Raw genomic sequence first — 21,714 nt, 5'->3', positions numbered from 1 at the left:
AGAGAGAGGGAAACGCCTGGCCCCATTCCGAACCCAGAAGCTAAGCCTCTCATCGCTGATAATACTGCACCTGTCAGGTGTGGAAATGTAGGTCGCTGCCTAGTTGATCATTTCTTGCAACAACAACAACAACTCACAATCAAAATTTATAATACAATCATAAAAACTTACATGTAGGCGTTATAATTTTGTCTGCTATTGAGTCTTTAACAATTAATTATATGGTATTATTTTACATACTATTTTAGGATGTTATGTGAAAAAATATATTAAAGATCAAATTAAAAAATCGTATGAAACAAAACAGGCTATCTATGAAAATGAGAATCTAATTAATAAAATTGAAGAGGTCTCAAACCTATGTGTAAAGCTATATAGAAGTAAAAACAAAACTATACTTGCTGGCAACGGCGGAAGTGCGGCAGATGCGCAACATATTGCAGCAGAACTTGTTGGCAGATACGGATTTGACAGACCTTCTATCCCATCACTTGCTCTTACAACCGATACATCTTGTCTGACCGCTATTGGGAATGACTATGGATATGACATGGTTTTTTCACGCCAGCTTGAAGGCATGGGACAGGAGGGAGATCTGTTTATGGGTATTTCAACTTCAGGAAACTCAAAAAATATAATTAACGCATTTATCAGTGCTAAAAAGATGGGAATAACAACAGTTGCACTTGTTGGGCGAGATGGCGGAGAAATGGCTAAAATAGCAGATATAGCTTTGATTGTACCGTCTGACTCTACGCCAAGAATCCAAGAATCACATATACTTATTGGTCATATTATTTGTGATGTTATAGAAAAAGAGCTTTTTGGCAACGGTGTAAGTTAATATTTTATGAACAGAGCGCTTTTTTTAGATCGTGACGGTGTTATAAACGTTGAAATAAACTATCTGCATAAAGTTGATGATTTTCAATTTATTAAAGGCATATTTGAACTTTGTAAAAAGTATCAAAATAGAGGCTACATTATAATTGTAGTTACAAACCAGTCAGGAATTGCAAGAGGCTACTACAGCGAAGAGGATTTTAATTATCTTACGGCATGGATGATAAAAGAGTTTGCTAAAGAAGGTATTGATATTAAAAGAGTTTATTCCTGTCCGCATCATCCAGAAATATCAGGTATATGCAGTTGCAGAAAACCTGAATCTGGTATGTTTTTGGAAGCCCAAAAAGAGTTCGATATTGATTTGAAAAACTCAATTTTAGTCGGAGATAAAGAGAGCGATATTGAGGCAGCACTATCAGCAGGAGTAAGAGAGACCTATCTGTTTAATGAAAATAGAGCCCACGGTGGGTCAAAAGCTACAAAAATAGTTTCAAAGTTAGAGGAAATATAGGTGTTAATACTAAATAGTGGCGGTACATTTAATAAAAAATACAATCCCCTAAACGGAGAGTTGGAAGTTCCATTTAATAATAGTGCGATAGAAGAGATTTTAAAAAGTACGGATTTTAAATATGATTTGGCAGGTGTTGTCTATAAAGACAGTTTAGAGATGACTATGGATGACAGAAAAAGAGTTGCAAATATTATTATGGAATCTAAAGATGACACTTTTGTAATCGTTCACGGAACTGACACAATGCACTTAAGTGCTGAATTTTTGGCTGAAATATTTGAAGATAGAAAGATTGTATTTGTCGGTGCAATGAAGCCATTTGAGATAGACAATGTTGAAGCGAGTTTAAATTTGGGAATGGCAATAGGATTTGCAAAAGCTGTAAAAGAAAATGGAATCTATATCTGCATGAGCGGACATGTCGAACAGTGGAACAGAATCCATAAAAACAGAAAATTCGGAAGGTTTGAAGTTGTCGTCTAAAATAGCCTGCGCGCACTGCCATCTAGAGTTTGAACCATCAGTCATGATAAAGGATGGAGAGAATTACTTCTGCTGCAGCGGCTGCCAAGGAGTATTTCATCTCCTTAAAGATGAGGGTCTGGAGAGCTTTTACGAAAAAAGTAAAAATACAACACTCTCTCCGCCGTCTCAAAATTTTGAAGACTCTTCAAGTTTTGATACCGAGTTATTTTATGAGAAGTTTGTAAAAACAAACAAAGATGGTTTTTGTGAAGTCTCTTTGATTATAGAGGGAATTCACTGTTCAGCTTGTGTGTGGCTAAATGAGAAAGTGCTGCATAAAATGGATGGAGTAATCGAAGCGAATATAAATTTTACAAATAACAAAGCGACGATTGTCTGGGCTGATAATGTTGTAAAGCTCTCGGCTATTATAGATACCATTCGCTCCATCGGTTACAATGCGTTTGCATATGACTCTTTGGCTCAGGAGACGCATGCCAACAGAGAGCGAAAATCTTACTACTTAAAGATGGCGGTTGCAATATTTGCTTCTATGAACATCATGTGGATAGCTGTTGCTCAGTACGCGGGATATTTCAGCGGCATTACGCAAGACGTAAAAACTATACTAAACATTGCAGAGGGTATTTTGGCTACACCTGTTCTTTTTTACAGTGGCTGGATCTTTTTTAGAGGCGGTTATTATGGATTAAGAGCCAAGGTCGTAAACATGGATCTATTGGTTGCAACCGGTGCAACGACGACCTATATTTACTCTATATATATTACAGCTATACAAAAAGGCGAGGCATACTTTGACTCCGTAAGCATGATTATTACGTTTGTGCTAATCGGCAAGTTTTTGGAGATTTTGAGTAAAAAAAATGCTGCTGATACTCTTGATAAAATTGCAAGCACTATTCCTAGTGAAGTAAAAGTCGTTAAAGATGAGAAAATAGTAACATGCAAGCTTGATGATGTAAAAGTCGGTGATATTGTAGTAGTGAGAAGCGGGGAAAAGGTTTTGCTTGATGGGGAGATAATCAAAGGCAGCGGCTCTTTTGATGAGTCAAATTTGACAGGAGAGAGTGAGCCAGTATACAAGAGTGTCGGTATGAGCGTAATAAGCGGCACGCTTAGTATTGATGCCGATGTAGACTTTATGGCTACAAAAGATTTTAAACATTCAACTTTGTCAAACATTGTAAAACTTTTGGAATCAGCGATAAATAAAAAACCAAAAATTCAGCAAATGGCAAACAGGCTCTCGGAACACTTTTCATCTGTTATTTTAGGCCTTGCTTTTTTGACTTTTTTGATATGGTGGTTTTGGCCGCATAGTTTTGAAACCTCTTTGATGGTGGCTGTATCTGTTATAATTATTGCGTGTCCGTGTGCGCTGGCTCTTGCTACTCCGGTTGCAACTTTGGTGGGACTTGGCTTGGGCGCTTCAAGAGGAGTTCTTTTTAAAGAGGCGGCAGGGTTAGAGACTATGTCAAAGAGTGATGCTCTTGTTTTGGATAAGACTGGCACTATAACTATAGGAAAGCCTGAGGTTACAAAAGAGCATATTTTTGAATCTTTTGATAAAAAACTGCTCTATTCTCTTGTTAAATCTTCAAATCATCCCGTTGCAAAGGGAGTGTTAAAGTATATTGAGGAAGAGGATGAAAATATAATTGATATTGTTTTTGATGAGTTTTCACAAATTCCGGCGCAGGGAATCAAAGCTAAATTTGGAGAGACTCAGATGCTTGGCGGCAATAGAAAGCTTCTGGATGAAAATGGTCTAGAGGTAGATTTTTTTACAAAAGAGACGCTTTTTTACTTTGCTCTCAATAAAAGAGTCGTGGCTGTTTATGAACTACAAGATAAAATAAAAGATGGTGTAAAAGAGCTTGTGAATTCTATGAAAAAGATGAAAATAGACGTAATTATGCTAACAGGAGATAATGAGAGCATAGCGAAGAAAGTGGCATCAAAAGTAGGTATTGATAAGCTTTTTTATGAACAGACCCCACAAAGTAAAGCGGAGTTCATCAATAAACTGCATAGTGAGAATAGAACTGTCGTGATGGTTGGAGACGGTGTCAATGATATTTTAGCTCTTGCATCGGCCGATATTGGAATAGTGATGGGAAGCGGAAGTGATATAGCTGTTGAAGTGGGTGACGTAGTGCTTCTAAATAACTCTATGAAATCACTAGAGGACGCTTTTAGAATAAGCAGCACGACATTTAGTCTAATAAAGCAAAATCTTCTTATATCGTTGGCGTATAATGCTTTGACAATCCCGCTTGCAATGGCCGGATATGTTATACCGCTTGTGGCCGCAATCTCTATGTCTGCCAGCTCGCTTCTAGTTGTCGGCAACTCTATGCGAATTCGTTATAAATGGAATAAGGATTAGAATATGGATAATTGGATAATTGCAATGATGCTTGGAGTATCTGTATTTTTAGGCGCTGTCGCATTGGTTGCATTTTTATGGGCAATAAAAAATGGTCAGTTTGATGATGAAAAGAAGTTTCTGAATGCTGCTAAATATGATGGTGAAGATGAGCTAAATGATGCTTTAAAACAAGAACAGAAAAAAGAAGCTTTGAAAAAAAGTTATAAACCAGAGTAGAAAAAAAATTTAATTTTAAAAGAGAGAGTTAAATTGCCCGTCTGGGCAATTTTGGTAAATTACTTACCGATAGTTTGTGCGAATGCGTCTAAATCTTCGTCAGAATATTTACTAACTTGACCTTTCATAATGCCCTTTTTAGCTCCGCCGTAAGTACCAGCTTTGTAACCTTTAAGTGCAACAGCGATATCATCTTTGCTCATCTCAGCAACGTTCTTGTTCCCCATATGAACTTTTGTCCAATCAGCACCGTGACAAGCAGAGCATGCACCTGCATTTACAGCAGCCATTAAAGCAGTAGTTGCAGTTAGAGCAACAATCGACATAACTATTTTTTTCATTTTTAACACCTTTTTTTTAATTTCACCCAAATTGTAATGAGTTTATTCTTAAAGATGTATTAATTATTCTAATATTGCATTTTTGTTAGATTTGTAAAATAGCTCGATTGACGCGGGATTTTAAATTGCCCAAGAGGGCAATTGGATAGATTATTTACCGATAGTTTGTGCGAATGCTTCTAAGTCAGCGTCAGAGTATTTAGCTACTTGACCTTTCATTAGCCCAGCCATTGGACCACCGTAAGTACCAGCTTTGTAGCCTATAAGTGCAGTTGCTATATCGGTATGAGTCATTTCGCTAACATTTTTAGATTTACCTAGAGCAGCTTTGCTCCAATCTTGACCGTGGCATCCTTGACAAGCACCTGCATTTACAGCTGCCATTAAAGCAGTAATTGCACCTAGAGCAACAATTGATAAAACGATTTTTTTCATTTTTTACACCCTTTTCTTAATTTCAGGCAAATTATAATAACATTAATCTTAAATGCTTGTTAATAGTTTATCTGTTATTATTTTGTTAAACTTTATAGGCTATGGTGCGCGAATGAGATATATAAACAGCGATTTAAAAGATAAGAGTATTTTAATAACAGGTGGGGCAGGTTTTATAGGTTCAAATCTGGCATTTTATTTTCAAGAGAATCATCCAGATGCAAAAGTTGTCGTTCTTGACAGCTTTAGAAGCGGTCAAACACTATCAAATGGAAATCTAAAGAGCTTTGGACATTTTAAAAATTTAATCGGTTTTAGAGGTGATGTGATAAGCGGTGACATTAACGATAAAGATGTGTTGCTGAATCTAGAATTAAACTATAAATTTGATTATATTTTTCATGAAGCCGCTATTTCAGACACGACTGCTCAAGAGCAGGATTTGATGATAAAAACAAACGTAAATGCTTACAAAGATTTACTGGAGTTAGCAATTGGACACAATGCAAATATGGTATATGCCTCTTCGGCAGCAACTTACGGAAATGCTGCCTCTCCGCAGATAGTAGGACGCGAAGCACCGCAGAATGTTTACGGGTTCTCAAAACTCTGTATGGACAACTTGAGCAGAGAATATATGCAAAACAGTGACATCTCTATAGTCGGGCTTAGATATTTTAATGTTTACGGTCCTAGAGAGTATTTTAAAAACAGGACCGCATCTATGATTTTACAGTTTGGTCATCAGATACTTTTCGGTAAAAATCCGCGTCTTTTTGAAGATAGTGACAAGATTTTGCGAGATTTCATATATATAGAAGATATTATTCAAGCAAACATAAAAGCTATGAATCCAAAGAAAAGCGGAATCTACAATGTTGGAACAGGCAGGGCGAGAAGTTTTCAAGATATAGTCGATATTTTGCAGCGCGAACTTGGAACAACATTGCCATGTGAGTATATTCCAAACCCGTTTATAGGCAGTTATCAGTTCCATACTGAAGCAGATATTGCTTCGACAAGAGAGATGCTTGGATATGAGCCGAAATTTGAAATGGAAGATGGAATCAAAGCCTATATAGGCGAGATTAAAAGAGTTTATGAAGAAGAAGTAAAAAAATGAAAAACATGAAAAATTTCACTCCTAAAATATTGGTCATCGGCGATTTGATGATAGATCACTACCTATGGGGAAGCTGCGAGAGAATTTCGCCAGAGGCTCCTGTGCAGATAGTAGATATTGCAAAAGAGACGACTGTTCTTGGCGGTGGGGGAAATGTCATAAATAATTTAAAAGCCCTTGGTGCAAATGTAAGTGTCAGTGGCGTTATAGGAAGCGACGAGAATGGAATTGAGCTTATAAATCTTCTAAAAAATATAGATGTAGATGTAAGCGGAATAATTGTACAAAACGGGAGAAAAACATCTAAAAAAAGCCGTGTGATAGCGGCTTCGCAGCAGATACTAAGATATGACAAAGAGAGCAAAGAGGAGATAGAAAAATCTTCGGTAGAGAAAATTTTAAACTCGCTTACAGGTACTGTTTCAGAGTATGATGCCGTTATTTTGTCCGACTATGGAAAGGGCGTTTTAACTGATGAGTTGTGCCAAGGGGTTATAAAACTCTGCAACAAAGCAGGCGTTAAAGTTTTGGTTGATCCTAAAGGGAGCGACTATAGCAAATATAGCGGTGCATATCTTTTAACACCCAATAAAAAAGAGGCGATGCTCGCTACAAAAATCGAAATAAAAGATAATGTAAGCCTAAAAGAAGCGCTTTTAAAGATGAAAAAAGAGGCTGATTTAACAATTTCGCTTATAACGCTCTCGGAGGATGGAATTGCCCTGCATGACGATGAGATGAAGATATTTCCAACAGTCGCAAAAGAGGTTTTTGATGTAACTGGTGCGGGAGATACTGTCATCGCCTCCATTGTTTTTGCTCTTAGTGCTAACAAAAGCATAGAGGACTCTGCAAAGTTTGCAAACCTTGCAGCTGGTGTGGTTGTTGGAAAAATCGGCTCAGCAACAGTTACGCTTGATGAGATAGAAGAGTATGAAGCCTCATTGCATAAAAGCACTTCAGAAGCGCATATAAAAAGCTTTGATGAGATAAAAGTTGTAGTAGAGCGTTACCGAGCAAACGGCAAAAAAGTTGTCTTTACAAACGGTTGTTTTGATATACTACATGTAGGTCATGTAAAGTATCTACAAATTGCAAAGAGTTTTGGAGATATCTTGATTGTTGGGTTGAACTCTGATGCGTCAGTTTCTCGCTTAAAAGGGTCATCTAGACCAGTCAATATTGCAGAGGACAGGGCTTACCTGCTTGCGGCTCTGGAAGCAGTAGATTTTGTTGTACCGTTTGAGGATGACACCCCATATGAGCTTATTAAAATGATAAAGCCTGATACTCTTGTAAAGGGCGGCGATTACGAGGGTAAAAGCGTTATTGGAACGGAGTTTGCAGGAGAGTTGAAGTTAGTTGACTTTATAGATGGAAAGAGTACAACGAAAACGATACAAAAAATAAAAGGAGATATAGATGTTTAAGAAGATATGTTTAACGGCTTTGAGTGCCGTATCGGTGTTTGCCATGCATAGTGCGGAGGTGAATATAAACAACTCGGATTTGGAGCTCTCGGCAAAGCTTGATATGGGGCAGTTTAATGATAGCGTGGAGCCAAATACTATTTTTTTGGGAGCAAAATATTTAAATGCCGACGAGAGACATAGCGATGTTATCTCGATAGATGATTATCAAGAGATAAATTTTTTGATGCAAAAAAATGTAAATAGTGATTTTAGATTAGGACTTGGTGTTAAGCTAAACCATACGGAGGAGTTTATTTCAATTCCATTGGGTTTAGAGGCTGTTTATAAACTTTCTGTGACTTCAAGTGTTCCGTTTTATATCGGTGCAAGCATATACGCTGCTCCTGAAACACTCTCTTTTGATAAAGCAGACAGCTTTTTAGAGTATCGATTTACCTTGGAAGCAGAGGCGATTGAGAACGGTTTTATAACACTTGGATATAGACATATGGATACTAACTATAAGATAAGAGACGTAGAGCATAACGACTCGCTATACTTTGGTCTGAAGTTTCTGTTTTAGTTTGTTTTAGCGCCATAAGAAGTGATTCCTTTGGCTAAATATAACTTTTTATATATAAAGTTATACGCTGTCTTTTATATAAATATAAATCGGGGATGAACCTATGTTTAGGGTTTTGCTCTCTATCTTCTCTCCATCACGTGAATATGGTGTGAAAAAATCTTCTTTTTTCAGAGTTGTCGGCTTGAGTGACCAGTGGATTTGGAGAAGCACGTTGTCCACTAAAAATTGAAGAATATAATACCCACGTTTTATATCAAGTCGTAAAAACTGGGCATTTTTGAGATTTTTTACCATAAATTTGTATGTTTTATATGCGGAGCGTTGTTTAATGCCTTCTCTGTTGTCAACAAGCCCATATCCTGGGGCAATCAGCTGATGCCATGAGAGAGAGTCAACCTGCTGTGACGCAAGAGCAAGTAGGTAGTATCTTAACATGTAGTCACTATAAAGTTCTTCGCTAACACACTCGTACTCGCTTGTCGGAGCGTACGGAGCAGTACCGCTAATGGGCCAGTTTGTCTCCGTGATGTGCAGTTCATGACTGCTCTTTGGACTTAGCCAGACCATTGTGCTAAGAAGCGAGATTTTGTCTTGCAGGTTAAATCCCATCTGCATATTTTCAGGCGCGCCGCGTCTATCTACATATAAAAGGGATGAGATGCCGTCATACTTGTAATTATAAAGATTAAAAAGCGTATGAGCGCTAAAGTGGTACTCAAAGTCTATAACGCCGCTTCCGATAAGCTTTACGAGTGGAAATTTTGATATTTTTAAATCGTAGGCGACTTTATAAAAACGGCTGTACTCATCAACGCTGAAAAATCCCCATTTTGCTCTGTTGATTGTCGAGCCAATCTCAAAAATATCTACATGTTGATTGAGCGAGGCAAAAATTGTCTCCAAATCTTTTTGTAAAAGTGATAAATCTTCTACATGTTCCCTGTCTTGAAGAATTTTGAGCGTTACTTTTTTATCTCTACATGAGAGTATAAACTCTTTTAAAAGCGGGAGTTTTTGTATCTCCCAAAGTTTTATGCGAAGCAAAATCCTTGTCGCGCCGAGTTCTTCTATCATCTCCAAACTCTCTTTTGGATTGCGTTCAAAATCAACACCTATGCAGAAAAACTCATTTGAATCTATCTTTTTTCTTTTGACAAAAGGTGTCATAACAATGGAGAGCGGCAATACAAAAAGCGAAACAAGAAAAGTTTTCAGCAGCGAACCAATCTGCCTTTTTCTCATCTCTCTTTTGTAGTTTTTATCTTGTAATGGATATGGCTGGTCGGAGTAGTTATCCCACTTATATGGCTGTTTCATAAGGCGAATTATATCTTTTTTGAGATAAAATGCACTGAAATAATGATTAATAAGTGATTTGGAGCAGTGTGAAACTAAAATCAATAAGCAAAGATTATATAAAGCTACTTCAAGAGATTAGAATTTACTTTAAAAATTCCAAAAACTCAATTCATAAAGCAAGAAATGAAATCAAAATAATCGATTTTAAAGATAAAAATCTTGTCGTTAAAGCGTTTAAAATACCAAACTTATTTAATAAAATAGTTTATACATTTTTTAGAGATACCAAAGCAAAAAAGTCATATTACAATAGTCTTAAAATCTCAGATTTTGTTCCAAAAGCTATCGGCTATATAGAGTTTAAAAAATTTGGACTTCTGCATGATAGTTATTTTGTCAGTGAAAAATTTGATTATGATTTTTCCATTAGAGAAGTTTTGCTTGATGAAAAATTTGATAATAGAGAGGCTATATTTGCTGAGTTCTCAAAATTCACATTTGCCTTGCATGAAAAAGGCATTTTGCATAAAGACTATTCACCAGGAAATATATTGATTAAAAAAGAGGATAATGGTTATATATTTAAGATTGTTGATATAAACAGAATGATTTTTAAAGAATTGTATATTAATGAGAGATTGAAGAATTTTTCACAGCTCTGGGCAAATGATAGTGATTTAAAAATCATTATAGATGCCTACTTAGAATTTATGACAGAAGATAGAGAATTTTGCTTGCAAAAAGCTATACACTTTTCCAAAAAGCATAAAAATATAAAAAATTTTAAAAAGCGTTTAAAAGGTAGAAAAGTTGTTGATTGATACTATCTCTGTTGTAATAATGGCAAAAAATGCCCAGGAGACGATTACTGAATGTTTGGATAGTTTGGTTAGTTTTAAAGAGGTGGTTTTATATCTCAATGACTCTAGCGATAACACTGAAAAGATTGCCAAAAACTATGAGAATGTAAAAATCATTTATGGGGAATTTATTGGTTTTGGTCCGACAAAAAACAGGGCGGCAACATACGCTTCAAATGATTGGATACTCTCTTTGGATAGTGATGAGATACTAAACGATAAGCTTTTGGATGAAATCTTGCAGCAAGATTTAAACAATAAAAACAACCTCTTTGTTCTCATTAGAGATAACTACTTTTTAGGGCATAAAACTGTAAGCAGGGACCATATTGTCAGATTGTACAACAGAGAAAAAAATTTATTCGACGATAGTCTTGTGCACGAGAAGGTACAGATGCATGAGTATAATAAAAAAATAGTTTTAAAAAACAGTTTTAAGCACTTAAATATAACAGACATAAATCAGACGCTTTATAAGACGATAAAATATACGGATTTGGCTGCCAAAGATAAGAAAATGTGCTACTTTTCGCTAGTTATAGCAAAGGCATTTTTTGCGTTTTTTCAGACATATATATTGAGATTCTATTTTTTAAACGGTTGGGTTGGGTTTACAGTGGCTGTCTCAAACGCCAACAGAAGGTTCTATAAGTATTTGAAACAGTTTCTAAATTGTAAAAAATAATTTTCAACTCTCTAGCAGTGACTTAAAATAGTTGATATATTTTCCAACCGTAGTTTTGTGAGACATCTCGTTTTCTATCTTCTTTATACAGTTGTCGGATAATGTTTTAAGTTTTTCCGGAGAGTTGTAAAGCTTTCTCACCCTATCTGCTATCGCTTTTGAATCTTTAATGGGAACAATGTAGCCGTTATATCCATCATCAATAATCTCCATACTTCCTTCGTTCGCAGATGCAATAACAGGAGTGCCAGAAGCTATTGACTCAAGAACTACGCGAGGCAAGCCTTCCTTGCGTATAGATGGATGAATCAACAAATCACATGCCGCCAATATTTCCGGTACATCGTGTCTATATCCTGTAACATGTATCCGTTCTTTCATCCCGCTGTTTTGAATCAAGGATAGGTAAGGTTCCTCGGAAATCTTGCTACCAATCAGCAAAATATGCAAATCTTTAATATCAGCTAAATCATGAGCCGCTTTTATAGCGTAAATCAGCCCTTTATGCGCTCTGACATTTGCTACAAAAGCGATGTTGAAATTTTTTGTATTTGTGCCAAACTCTTCTAGATTTAAAGGGTGCTGGTTGTACCAGTTTACATCATGACCTTTGTGTATTGTTATAATTTTTTTTGATGAGGTTGAGAAAACTTGTTTGGACACATGCCTGTTTATAGCCTCTGAAACACATATAACGCCATTTACTCTAGGATGCAAAATATTTAGATATGAGGTAGGGTCATGGCGGTATAGTCCGCCGGTTGTGCCTCGATATGCAACCAGCTTTGCTTTTGTACCTATGCAGGCAAAAGCAGCATTTGGGATAGTTCTTGAGCTAGTCGCATAAACTATATCTATACTCTTTTGCTTAATGATTTCTCTAACTTTTTTGATTGTTTTTAAACTTATTTTTTCTTTATGAGAAGCGTCAACGACCTCTATATTATTCTCAAGATATCTAGATGTGTATTTGCCGTCTTTACTTGTCATTACAGTTATATTGTGACCTGCTTTTGACAAAGAGATATAGATTTCCGCTTCGGGCCTTAAGCTGTTGAATGAGTTTCCGGTCGGTGTTAATACTAGTATGTTCACAAAGGTTCCTTCGTTTTGGACGTAAAAAAATTAAGCTTCATTCTCTATCCTGTTTTGGGCTATAAAAATTCCGGTAAATAGAGCAAGAAGAGCAGCTGAAAACTGTTCATGGAACATGGTTTCTGCTAAGCTGGAAACGGAATAAACGCTTACAAAAATAATCATCATTTTAAAATAGTATTTATCTTGAATTTTTAGTTTTAAAATACTATAAAATATCATGAGATATAAAAATAGCCCTATTACTCCCAAATGCACAGCACTTTGTACATAAATATTGTGGTAGCTTGGCAGATGAGAAATACAATTCTTATCTGGATGAGACTCTTTAACACGCTTTCTCATCTCATCCATACTTTTAATAACTCCAGAGCCAATTATTGGGTTGTCCAAAAATATTTCACTGCCGACTATACAGAGTCCAAGTCTTGAGCCAAAAGAGCCGCAGAATGCTCCGTCTTGAATTATGTTTTGTGATTCAACGACCGATGCGTCAAACCTATTTTTAAATACTGGGCTAACGTGATAGGCTGTATAAAAAATCGATGAAGCTAAAACCAACATACTAAAAAATGCTAAAAATTTATTTTTTATATTTAAAAAACCGACTACAAAGATAGTTACGGCAAAAGCTAGATGACCCGTTCTGCCGCCGTTTAAAAACAGGTTTGATGTGACCGTAAGGAAATATAAAAAATAGAAAATTTTCCACCTTGTCCGCTCCTCATGAAAAAATCTATTGAGAAGCAAGAGAGAAGTGAATGCTAAAAACATAGAGTATTGGAGATGATTCATAAACGGAGTCGGATCGCTTGGGCTTCCATGTTTCCACTCTATAAGTTCGAAAAATATGCTGTACGAGACGAGCTCACTTATAAGCATACCGGCTAAAAACGCTGAAACTCCATATTCAATAAATTTTTTCTGAACGGTTGTGGCAATGACTAAAATAATTAAAAAATACCAATACTTTCTAATGTATGCCAAGCCGCCGCTAGCATCGTCCGACCAAAATAGAGACAACAAACTAAAGCCTACAAAAGCAAGAAAATATAAGATGACACTGTTTGATTTTATAAACTCTATTTTTTTGCTAAAGTCGTTTGAAAACAGCCATAAAACAAACAGTAAGGCAGTCAATATTGAGATGCCGCCTCTTGATATCGGAAGTAAAAAAGCGTATAGAACAAAGAGATAGTTTATGTAGTTGTTTATGGTTATGTTTTTAAATTTATTCATCTTGTACTCTCCTAGGGGCTTGCAAAAGAATTGATTTAATTTTGCTACAACTATACCGACTAAATATAGAGGCGAATTTTCTCACTTGCTTCTTTGTAACAGTTATGTTGTAGCCAAATTTAAGAAGTAAGATATATGGCTCTGTTTCCTGTTTTAAAATGCTAGATAAAGCATTTGTGCCTATTAGCGCTAGAAGGTTCAATGTTTACCCCTTGACTTTAAATACCGGTAGTAGCACCTTATGAGATTTGCATATGGTATGACAATCGCAATAAAATTTGGCTGTCTAAATGTTTTTACAAATACAGACCCCGCATGTGGAATATGCCAAAATAGAGAGTATATAACTAAAAAAGCGATAACATTTTTTTTGTTAAATCTATTTGAAAACCATAGAAATTGTACGTCAGAAGTTTTACTTGGCAGAAGTAGTAAAAAAAATACTGAAACAAGATGAATATAAATAAATCTACCCCAATCAATAGCTACTAAAAAAAGAGGTGTTGAGCCTATGATACTAGTAAGGACCAACATGAGAACTAGTTTATTATGCATAATAGAGAACAGTTTTTTGTATAAAGGAATATAGGCAATTATAGCTATGAGAATAGGTATGATGTAAGGCAGATAGTAGTTTTTGTATAAGTTTTCTGGTACAATTTTAATTCCATAAGTGGTACTTTTAGTTAAAAAAGATATTGCGCCGCTTGTACTAACTTCATAGTTTACATTAATTAGCGCTCTGCTTATGATTTCAATATGATGCTCACTTCCTAAGTATTTTAAACTTATTAAAAAACTAATAGCGGATGGTACTAAAAGCAAAAAAATTAAAATTATTTTTTTGAAATTTATTTGAATTGTCAAAAAATAAATTGCCAGTAAATATGGTAGAAAAATTGCCAACATCTCATGAGATAATATTACTGCAGGATAAAGTAAAAGAGTGATATAAAATATTTTTTCAAACTGTTTTTCTTTTGTTGTAGTTGCGAAGTAAGTAATGAGCGCTAGTATTGCGATATAAATAATTTCTTTTCTGTATCCACCAAGTAAGTCATTAATATGAAATGTAAAAATAAAAGGGGACAAAATTAAAATTGAATATGGCAGCAAAGCCCTTTGCCCTCTTAATAGAAGGTAAGAAAATACTAAAAAAGTTGAATATAAAACTATTTGAAAAACAGCGATATAAATTCCAGGGTTTATATGGGTTATCAATGCTAGCTGATAGGATATTTCCCCAATAAATCCCCGTCTGACCATTCCTCCTTGATAATTTATTAGCCAATCACCCATTTTGTAAGAATGATGCGAAAAATAATTATAAAATATGCCAGTAATTGTCGTAATGAGTATTAAAATAAAGTAGTGTTTTAAATATTTTTGTAAAATACTTTCTATTTTATCATTCAAATTGTTTTGTTCATATGTAGAAAAATAGCTTTTAAACATTTAGTTCCTTTGCTATTTTTACTATTTCATCAGATTCTATGTTGCAAATAGAGAAGTCGTTTTTATCAAGTTTATGGTGGTTTACAATACTATTTGACTTTACAACTCTATTTATCGGCGTTACATAGACGCGATTTGTCGGAGTCGGGCCGAATATGGTTATGGACGGCACATTTAATCCCCATGCCATGTGAGTAGGTCCCGTATCGTTTCCTATAAGCAGAGAACATTTTGAGATGACGAATTTCAGTTCATCCAAAGAGCCTTTCGGTAGCAGATGTAAAAACTCAGATTGTTCCTGCATCCAGAGTGCTTTTTGATGCTCCTCTTCACTTCCCCACACTATAAAAGTTTGAGTTTTCAGTGCTTTGGCTATCTCTACAAATTTCTCTTTTGGGTAGTTTCTGCTCTCCCATGTAGAGCCAATGACAAAGAGGTTGAAAACATCAGGCAGATTTTCTACATGTGAGGATGAAAACAGAAACTTCTCTTTATTTAGGATTTTTTCGCTTGTTATTTCTATGCCTAGCGGTTCGCAGATAACGGCTGCATTTCTGTCAATCGTGTTTGCATCATAGGCTATGTGGACTTTTTTGTTGTAAAAAAGAGATGCGATGCTCTCGCGAATTGACTCTTTATCAAATCCTGCAATAGTTTTTGCCCCTATGATTCTAGAGACAATAGCCGACTTTAAAAGTCCTTGAGCATCGATGATAATATCATAGTTGTTTTTTGAGTAGCTTTTTAAAATTTTATATTGATTGAAAATTTCGCTTTTATCTTTTTTTATGGACTTAAGATTTATGGATAAGATATTGTCGATGTGCGGGTTGTTTTGCAGCACGCCTTTAAAAGCACTCTCGACTACCCAATCTATTTGAGCATCGGGAATCTCTTTTTTTATAAACTGGAGTGCTACCATTGCATGAATGATGTCGCCCATTGCTGATAGTTTTACGATACATATTTTCATAAACGAATTCTACATAACTATTGATGAAAACAAGATAATATCCAAGATGTTTTTCTTTTTTGGATAAAATACGCCAGAAAAGAAAGACTGGAAATAATTATTGAGAAAAATTTTTAAACGCTATCTGCCATATCTAAAAGATTATAAACTGCAATATTTTTTAGTTTTTATCGGGATACTCCTGACTGTAAGTGCTACGGCTGCAACGGCGCATATTATGAAGCCTTTGATGGATGAGATGTTTATTGCCAAAAAAGAGGAGATGCTTTATCTAATCCCTTTTGGCTTGATTGGAATATATCTATTTAAGGCAATAGGCAGATATGTCCAGACTGTTTACATGAACTATATCGGTCAACATGTAATCACAAGATTTCGTGAGATGTTGCTTAATAAAATGATAAATCTCGATATGAGTTTTTTATATTTAAATCGCAGCGGCGAACTTATATCTAGAGTCACAAGCGATATAGATCGTATTCGATATTTTGTGTCAAAAATGCTTCCAGATCTTTTGAGTGAAAGTCTGACTGTCATCGCTCTTGTAGGGTACACCATTTACCTAAATCCGCTTTTGGCTTTTTACTCCCTGATTGTTCTCCCGGTTATTGTCTATCCAATTATTTTAATAGCTAAAAAACTTAAAAAGTACTCTCGCCGTTCACAGGAGAAAAATGCTGACGTTATCACAAGACTCACAGAAGTCTTTAACAATAGTGAAATCATAAAAGCAAATGCAACTGGGAAGTTTGAAATGGAGCGCTTTGGTGTTCAAAATTGGCAGTTTTTTAAGATAAATATGAAGTCTGTTTATGTCGGAACAATAGTTTCACCTATGATGGAGATTGTCGGAGCCATAGGACTTGCAGCTGTTATTTTTGTCGGAGGAAAAGAAGTTTACAATAACAACATGACAGTCGGCGAATTTACTGCTTTTTTAACTGCAGTAGGACTGGTCTTTCAGCCTATACGGCGTATAGGGTCAATTTACTCAAATATACAAGATGCACTAGCCGCAAGTGAGAGAGTTTTTGAGCTACTTGATAGAGAAAATACAATAGTAGACGGACCAAAGGTTTTAGAAGAGGACATCACACATGTAGAGTTCAGACATGTAAAACTAAAGTATGATGACTCTTACGCGCTTGATGATGTGAGCCTAGAGATAAAACAGGGTGAAAATATAGCGCTTGTGGGAGACAGCGGAGGCGGGAAAAGTACATTTATAAATATGCTACTTCGTTTTTATGACCCAGATGACGGTGAAGTGTTGGTAAACGGAACGAATATAAAAGAGTTTACGCAAGATTCGCTAAAGCATCACATCTCTTTGGTAACACAGAGAATCTATATATTTCAAGACACACTTGCCGCAAATGTAGCTTATGGACAAGAGATAAATGAAGATAAAGTAAATGAAGCACTAAAATTGGCGGATGCTTCAAGTTTTGTTGCCTCGCTTGAGAATGGCATATATACCAAGATGGAAGAGTTCGGCTCAAATCTATCAGGCGGACAGAGACAAAGAGTGGCAATTGCAAGAGCTATCTACAAACACTCCTCGGTTATTATTTTCGATGAAGCAACATCGGCTTTGGATAACGAGAGTGAAAAAAGAATCCAGAGCGCTCTTGATGAGTACACAAAAGATAAAATTACTATAACAATCGCCCATAGATTGGGTACGATTAAAAATGCAGATAAGATTTTGGTTATGCAAAAAGGCAAAATTATAGCAAGTGGAAAACATGGTAAACTTTTAGAGAGTTGCGAAGTTTATCAGAGATTGGCAGGACAGTTTGAAGAGTAGAGAGGAATTTGGGCAGATGAATAAAACATTAAAACTAATAGGCAGAGAAAAAGAGCTTTTTTTAGATGATATACATAATCACGAAAACAAGCTCTCTAGCATTGTGCCAAACTCATCTTTTTTAGTTATAGGCGGAGCCGGTTCTATCGGTCAGGCAGTCACAAAAGAGATATTTAAGCGCCATCCGAAAAAACTACATGTAGTTGATATAAGTGAAAATAACATGGTTGAACTTGTCCGTGATATAAGAAGCTCTTTTGGATATATTGAGGGTGATTTTCAAACATTTGCCCTTGACATCGGTTCAGTTGAGTACGATGCTTTTATAAAAGCTGACGGAAAATATGACTATGTTTTGAATCTTTCTGCGCTTAAACATGTGCGAAGCGAAAAAGACCCTTTTACTCTTATGCGCATGTGTGATGTAAATATTTTCAACACCGATAAAACTCTTACGCAGTCGATAGAAAACGGAGTTAAAAAATATTTTTGTGTTTCAACAGATAAAGCTGCAAATCCGGTAAATATGATGGGAGCAAGCAAGCGTATTATGGAGATGTTTGTTATGCGAAAATCAAAGCAAATAGATGTCTCGATGGCACGATTTGCAAATGTTGCTTTTAGTGACGGAAGTCTGCTTCACGGCTTTAATCAACGCCTAGAAAAAAATCAGCCCATCGTCGCACCAAACGATATAAAAAGGTACTTTGTAACTCCTCAAGAGAGCGGTGAGCTTTGTCTGATGAGTTGTATATTCGGCGAAAACAGAGATATATTTTTTCCAAAACTAAGCGAAGATTTGCATCTGATAACTTTTGCGGATATAGCAGTTAAGTATCTTCAAGAAAAAGGGTATGAGCCCTATCTTTGCAAGAATGAAGATGAAGCGAGAGAATTGGCAAAAACTTTGCCTGCAAAGGGTAAGTGGCCTTGCCTTTTTTCTGCAAGCGACACAACCGGAGAGAAGGATTTTGAGGAGTTTTTTACAGATAAAGAGACGCTTGATATGGATAGGTTTGAGAACCTGGGCATTATAAAAAACGAAGCAATCTTTGATGAAGAACTTCTAAATGAGTTTAGGGATAAAATAAGCAGCATGAAAACAAACAGAGAGTGGACCAAAGAGCAGATAGTTGAGCTGTTTTTTAAAATGATACCTGATTTCGGACATAAAGAGACCGGTAAATATCTTGATGGGAAGATGTAATATGCAAAACATAGTTGATTTCATACAAAAAACTTTTAACACTGCGGAGTTTATTCCGCTACATGAACCGCGATTTATCGGCAATGAAAAGAAGTATCTCAATGATTGCATCGACTCCACTTTTGTTTCAAGTGTGGGCAAGTATGTAGATACTTTTGAAAAAGAGTTTGCTAAAACTGTGGGAAGCAAATATGCAGTAGCTACCGTAAACGGTACGGCGGCTTTACACATCAGTTTACTTTTGGCAGATGTCAAAAGCAGTGACGAAGTGATAACGCAACCGCTTACATTTATAGCTACATGTAACGCTATTAGTTACTGCGGGGCAAAGCCCGTATTTGTCGATGTAGATTTAGAGACTATGGGGATGAGCCCTGCGTCTTTAGAAAACTTTTTAAAAGAAAACTGTGAAATTAAAAACAATGTTTGTATCAATAAAATTACAGACAAAACTATCAAAGCATGTGTTCCAATGCACACTTTTGGGCATCCATGTAAAATCGATGAGATAAAAGAGATTTGTGACGCTTGGCATATAGCACTGGTTGAAGATGCGGCGGAATCTTTGGGAAGCTACTATAGAGAGAGACACACTGGAACTTTTGGGCTCTTGGGAGCAATCAGTTTTAACGGAAATAAAATTATCACTTCCGGCGGCGGCGGATGCATAATCACAAATGATGAAACTTTGGCAAAAAAAGCAAAACACATCACAACAACCGCCAAAATTCCTCATAGATGGGAATATTCTCACGATATGATAGGGTACAACTACAGACTTCCAAATATCAATGCGGCACTGCTTGTGGCACAGTTGGAACAACTTGATAAATTTTTAGAGAGTAAAAGAGAGTTGGCATGTGGATATGAAGAGTTTTTTAAAGAGAGTGATATAAAATTTATAAAAGAGCCACAAGATTCACACTCAAACTACTGGCTTCAAGCAGTTCTTCTAAAAGACAAAAATCAAAGAGACGAGTTTTTAGAGTTTTCAAACAACAGCGGCGTTATGACAAGACCTATCTGGACGCTAATGAACAGACTTGAGATGTTTAAAGAGTGCCAATGCGGTGATTTGAGTAATGCAACTTATCTTGAAGATAGAGTTGTAAATATTCCAAGCAGCGTAAGAATATGAAAAATATGAGCGAAGAGATGATAGATTTTAACAAATTTAAAATAGAAATTTATACAAATAGAGAAACTCCTATCACAAAAAATGTAAATCTGTTTTATATAAAAGATGAAACAATAGATGAACTATTTGTAAAAGTTTACTATGGTGAGATGGAAATAGGGCAAGGTATTGTTCTTGATTTTTATAAAGAGTTTGTAAATATTGAATCAAATGGACAAGTATTTACTCAAATAAAAACTTTTCCTTTTCATGGTAGTGCAAAAGAAAAATATACTCATCTAGGGAATCAAATTTATCAACTAAAATATTTGAAAAACCCACCTGTTGCGCAATCAAAAAGAGAACTTTACATCAATGAATTTGTAGATAATATAAACATATACATGCCACAGCTTTTAGAGATAACCCCAAATTTAAAACTAGCATATATCCCCTCTAGCTTATTAGTACCAGATGATATAGCAAAAGAGCTTAGTAGATTAAACTCTTTGACTTTAGAGAGTATTATCTTAAAAAATAGCGGGATTGATAGCAAAAATATAACAACTTTTGAAGATGGAATAAAAAACTCAATTTTAAAATATAGCCTAAATAAAAAACTTTTAAACTTCAACTCAACCAATCAATATATAATAATAGATGATGTCATGGGAAGTGGTAGTTCAATAGCTACTGTTTTAAAAAAGTTGTACGATATGACTCAAAAAACAAATTACTTTTTTATAGTTGCTAAGGATGTCAAAAGATGAATAGTGTGTTCATAAGTGGATCGATAGCTATTAAAACACTTCCAAGCGAAGTGCTAAAAAGCTTTGATAAGATTCTCTCTCAAAATATACAAGTGTATGTAGGCGATGCAGATGGTATAGATATTCTTACACAAAAATATTTTGCATCAAAAAACTACACCAATGTAACAGTTTGCACTATAAAAGACCAACCACGAAATATTGCATCAAGTCACTACCAAATCAAGCAAATAAATTATGATTCAAGCATTAAGAGTGAAAGACAGAAACAAACCACTAAAGATAGTTATATGACTCAATATAGCGATTATTCTTTTGTCATATGGGATGGCAAAAGCAAAGGAAGCTACTCCAATATACTAAGAGCATTTGAAAATAGTAAAAAACTCAAAGTGTATTATCTCCCACTTAGTAGATGTTTGAGTAAAAATGAGCTTACGAATGAGAGCGTAGAAACAATATACAAGTCAAATACAGGCTATACGCCAAGTGAAATAGTGGCTAAAATAAAAACATCAAATATTTATGCAAACATCTCAAAAGTAAGTGAACTAAAAGAGTGGCTAATAAATCATAAAATTTTTAATAAATACCAAGATAAAGTAGAGATAAATAGCAGATATAAAGACTATTTCATAGTAGAAAACTATAGAGGAAATCAAAATATCAAGTATAAACAAGATGTGATATCGCTTATAGGCTCTAATAGTATTTTTGGAAGTGTAAAATGAGTGTGCCAAGCAAAGCTAAGGCAATCAAGCTAGACAATCCAGCCCCAATAAAGGTTAGCCGCCAGTTGGGTACCAAACTACACAGATTAGGAGGTAACAAATAGTCTGAAGCTGTAGTAAGG

The 21,714-nt window shown here is 35.5% G+C and carries 22 protein-coding genes and 1 rRNA gene; 16 read left to right on the top strand and 7 right to left on the bottom strand.

The features are described from left to right. The 6 genes from rrf to ccoS all read left to right on the top strand — a co-directional run. Window positions 1–104: ribosomal RNA gene (gene rrf / locus K0A91_RS09450) — 5S ribosomal RNA — on the top strand; the annotation flags it as partial. 152 nt (window positions 105–256) lie between these two features. Continuing rightward, on the top strand, window positions 257–844 hold the full coding sequence (locus K0A91_RS09445; protein WP_295009939.1) for a D-sedoheptulose 7-phosphate isomerase: 588 nt from the start codon (window positions 257–259) through the stop codon (window positions 842–844). A 6-nt stretch (window positions 845–850) separates the two neighbouring features. Beyond that, the gene (gene gmhB / locus K0A91_RS09440; protein ID WP_295009938.1) at window positions 851–1,357 is read left to right on the top strand and encodes a D-glycero-beta-D-manno-heptose 1,7-bisphosphate 7-phosphatase; all 507 of its coding nucleotides are present in this window, start codon (window positions 851–853) and stop codon (window positions 1,355–1,357) included. After that, on the top strand, window positions 1,358–1,843 hold the full coding sequence (locus K0A91_RS09435) for an asparaginase domain-containing protein (RefSeq protein WP_295009937.1): 486 nt from the start codon (window positions 1,358–1,360) through the stop codon (window positions 1,841–1,843). Beyond that, the gene (locus tag K0A91_RS09430; RefSeq protein WP_295009936.1) at window positions 1,779–4,235 is read left to right on the top strand and encodes a heavy metal translocating P-type ATPase; all 2,457 of its coding nucleotides are present in this window, start codon (window positions 1,779–1,781) and stop codon (window positions 4,233–4,235) included. The genes K0A91_RS09435 and K0A91_RS09430 overlap by 65 nt, the downstream gene beginning before the upstream one ends. A 3-nt stretch (window positions 4,236–4,238) precedes the next feature. After that, on the top strand, window positions 4,239–4,454 hold the full coding sequence (gene ccoS / locus K0A91_RS09425) for a cbb3-type cytochrome oxidase assembly protein CcoS (protein WP_295009935.1): 216 nt from the start codon (window positions 4,239–4,241) through the stop codon (window positions 4,452–4,454). Between the two features lie 59 nt (window positions 4,455–4,513). On the opposite strand, the gene K0A91_RS09420 is transcribed toward ccoS, so the two are convergent. Both K0A91_RS09420 and K0A91_RS09415 read right to left on the bottom strand, forming a co-directional pair. After that, complete coding sequence (locus K0A91_RS09420) at window positions 4,514–4,795, bottom strand: c-type cytochrome (protein WP_295009934.1); 282 nt, start codon at window positions 4,793–4,795, stop codon at window positions 4,514–4,516. A gap of 150 nt (window positions 4,796–4,945) precedes the next feature. Then, window positions 4,946–5,230 carry a cytochrome C gene (locus K0A91_RS09415; RefSeq protein WP_295009933.1) on the bottom strand — a complete coding sequence of 95 codons (285 nt, stop codon included), beginning with the start codon at window positions 5,228–5,230 and terminating at the stop codon, window positions 4,946–4,948. 112 nt (window positions 5,231–5,342) lie between these two features. Between K0A91_RS09415 and rfaD the strand changes: the two genes are divergently transcribed. Genes rfaD through K0A91_RS09400 form a run of 3 tightly spaced genes read left to right on the top strand, consistent with a single transcriptional unit; the run spans window position 5,343 to window position 8,348 of the window. Next, on the top strand, window positions 5,343–6,353 hold the full coding sequence (gene rfaD / locus K0A91_RS09410) for an ADP-glyceromanno-heptose 6-epimerase (RefSeq protein ID WP_295009932.1): 1,011 nt from the start codon (window positions 5,343–5,345) through the stop codon (window positions 6,351–6,353). After that, the gene (rfaE1, locus tag K0A91_RS09405) at window positions 6,350–7,783 is read left to right on the top strand and encodes a D-glycero-beta-D-manno-heptose-7-phosphate kinase (protein ID WP_295009931.1); all 1,434 of its coding nucleotides are present in this window, start codon (window positions 6,350–6,352) and stop codon (window positions 7,781–7,783) included. The genes rfaD and rfaE1 overlap by 4 nt, the downstream gene beginning before the upstream one ends. Then, complete coding sequence (locus K0A91_RS09400; protein ID WP_295009930.1) at window positions 7,776–8,348, top strand: hypothetical protein; 573 nt, start codon at window positions 7,776–7,778, stop codon at window positions 8,346–8,348. The genes rfaE1 and K0A91_RS09400 overlap by 8 nt, the downstream gene beginning before the upstream one ends. 60 nt (window positions 8,349–8,408) lie before the next feature. Here the strand turns inward: K0A91_RS09400 and K0A91_RS09395 are convergent, their stop codons facing one another. Further along, the gene (locus tag K0A91_RS09395) at window positions 8,409–9,668 is read right to left on the bottom strand and encodes a glycosyl hydrolase (RefSeq protein WP_295009929.1); all 1,260 of its coding nucleotides are present in this window, start codon (window positions 9,666–9,668) and stop codon (window positions 8,409–8,411) included. Between the two features lie 68 nt (window positions 9,669–9,736). Between K0A91_RS09395 and K0A91_RS09390 the strand changes: the two genes are divergently transcribed. After that, complete coding sequence (locus K0A91_RS09390; protein ID WP_295009928.1) at window positions 9,737–10,471, top strand: hypothetical protein; 735 nt, start codon at window positions 9,737–9,739, stop codon at window positions 10,469–10,471. Next, a complete protein-coding gene (locus K0A91_RS09385; RefSeq protein WP_295009927.1) occupies window positions 10,461–11,195 on the top strand; it encodes a glycosyltransferase family 2 protein in 735 nt (244 codons plus the stop codon). The genes K0A91_RS09390 and K0A91_RS09385 overlap by 11 nt, the downstream gene beginning before the upstream one ends. Window positions 11,196–11,198: 3 nt before the next feature. Here K0A91_RS09385 and K0A91_RS09380 read toward each other — a convergent pair whose 3' ends face one another. The 4 genes from K0A91_RS09380 to waaC form a co-directional block, all read right to left on the bottom strand. Next, window positions 11,199–12,290, bottom strand: coding sequence for a glycosyltransferase family 4 protein (locus K0A91_RS09380; RefSeq protein WP_295009926.1), 1,092 nt, complete (start codon window positions 12,288–12,290; stop codon window positions 11,199–11,201). Window positions 12,291–12,320: 30 nt separating this feature from the next. Continuing rightward, on the bottom strand, window positions 12,321–13,529 hold the full coding sequence (locus tag K0A91_RS09375; RefSeq protein WP_295009925.1) for an O-antigen ligase family protein: 1,209 nt from the start codon (window positions 13,527–13,529) through the stop codon (window positions 12,321–12,323). A 198-nt stretch (window positions 13,530–13,727) separates the two neighbouring features. After that, window positions 13,728–14,984: a hypothetical protein gene (locus K0A91_RS09370; RefSeq protein WP_295009924.1), complete on the bottom strand. Its 1,257-nt coding sequence runs from the start codon at window positions 14,982–14,984 to the stop codon at window positions 13,728–13,730. Further along, window positions 14,977–15,957, bottom strand: coding sequence for a lipopolysaccharide heptosyltransferase I (waaC, locus tag K0A91_RS09365; protein ID WP_295009923.1), 981 nt, complete (start codon window positions 15,955–15,957; stop codon window positions 14,977–14,979). Before waaC ends, K0A91_RS09370 begins: the two co-directional genes overlap by 8 nt. A gap of 100 nt (window positions 15,958–16,057) precedes the next feature. On the opposite strand from waaC, the gene K0A91_RS09360 reads away from it, so the two are divergent. From K0A91_RS09360 to K0A91_RS09340, 5 genes are read left to right on the top strand one after another with little or no spacing between them, the layout of a single operon-like run. After that, complete coding sequence (locus K0A91_RS09360; protein ID WP_295009922.1) at window positions 16,058–17,767, top strand: ABC transporter ATP-binding protein; 1,710 nt, start codon at window positions 16,058–16,060, stop codon at window positions 17,765–17,767. A 16-nt stretch (window positions 17,768–17,783) separates the two neighbouring features. Further along, the gene (locus K0A91_RS09355) at window positions 17,784–18,974 is read left to right on the top strand and encodes a UDP-N-acetylglucosamine 4,6-dehydratase (RefSeq protein WP_295009921.1); all 1,191 of its coding nucleotides are present in this window, start codon (window positions 17,784–17,786) and stop codon (window positions 18,972–18,974) included. 1 nt (window position 18,975) lies between these two features. Then, entirely contained in the window at window positions 18,976–20,112 is a 1,137-nt protein-coding gene (locus K0A91_RS09350; RefSeq protein ID WP_295009920.1) for a LegC family aminotransferase, read from the top strand. Then, window positions 20,109–20,861 carry a hypothetical protein gene (locus K0A91_RS09345; protein ID WP_295009919.1) on the top strand — a complete coding sequence of 251 codons (753 nt, stop codon included), beginning with the start codon at window positions 20,109–20,111 and terminating at the stop codon, window positions 20,859–20,861. Before K0A91_RS09350 ends, K0A91_RS09345 begins: the two co-directional genes overlap by 4 nt. Then, window positions 20,858–21,592, top strand: coding sequence for a hypothetical protein (locus K0A91_RS09340; protein ID WP_295009918.1), 735 nt, complete (start codon window positions 20,858–20,860; stop codon window positions 21,590–21,592). The genes K0A91_RS09345 and K0A91_RS09340 overlap by 4 nt, the downstream gene beginning before the upstream one ends. Window positions 21,593–21,714 lie beyond the last annotated feature (122 nt).

Source organism: Sulfurimonas sp., from assembly GCF_019429335.1.
GTDB lineage: Bacteria > Campylobacterota > Campylobacteria > Campylobacterales > Sulfurimonadaceae > Sulfurimonas.
Note: the sequence above shows the minus strand (reverse complement) of the source record. Positions and strands in the feature narration are given on the sequence as shown.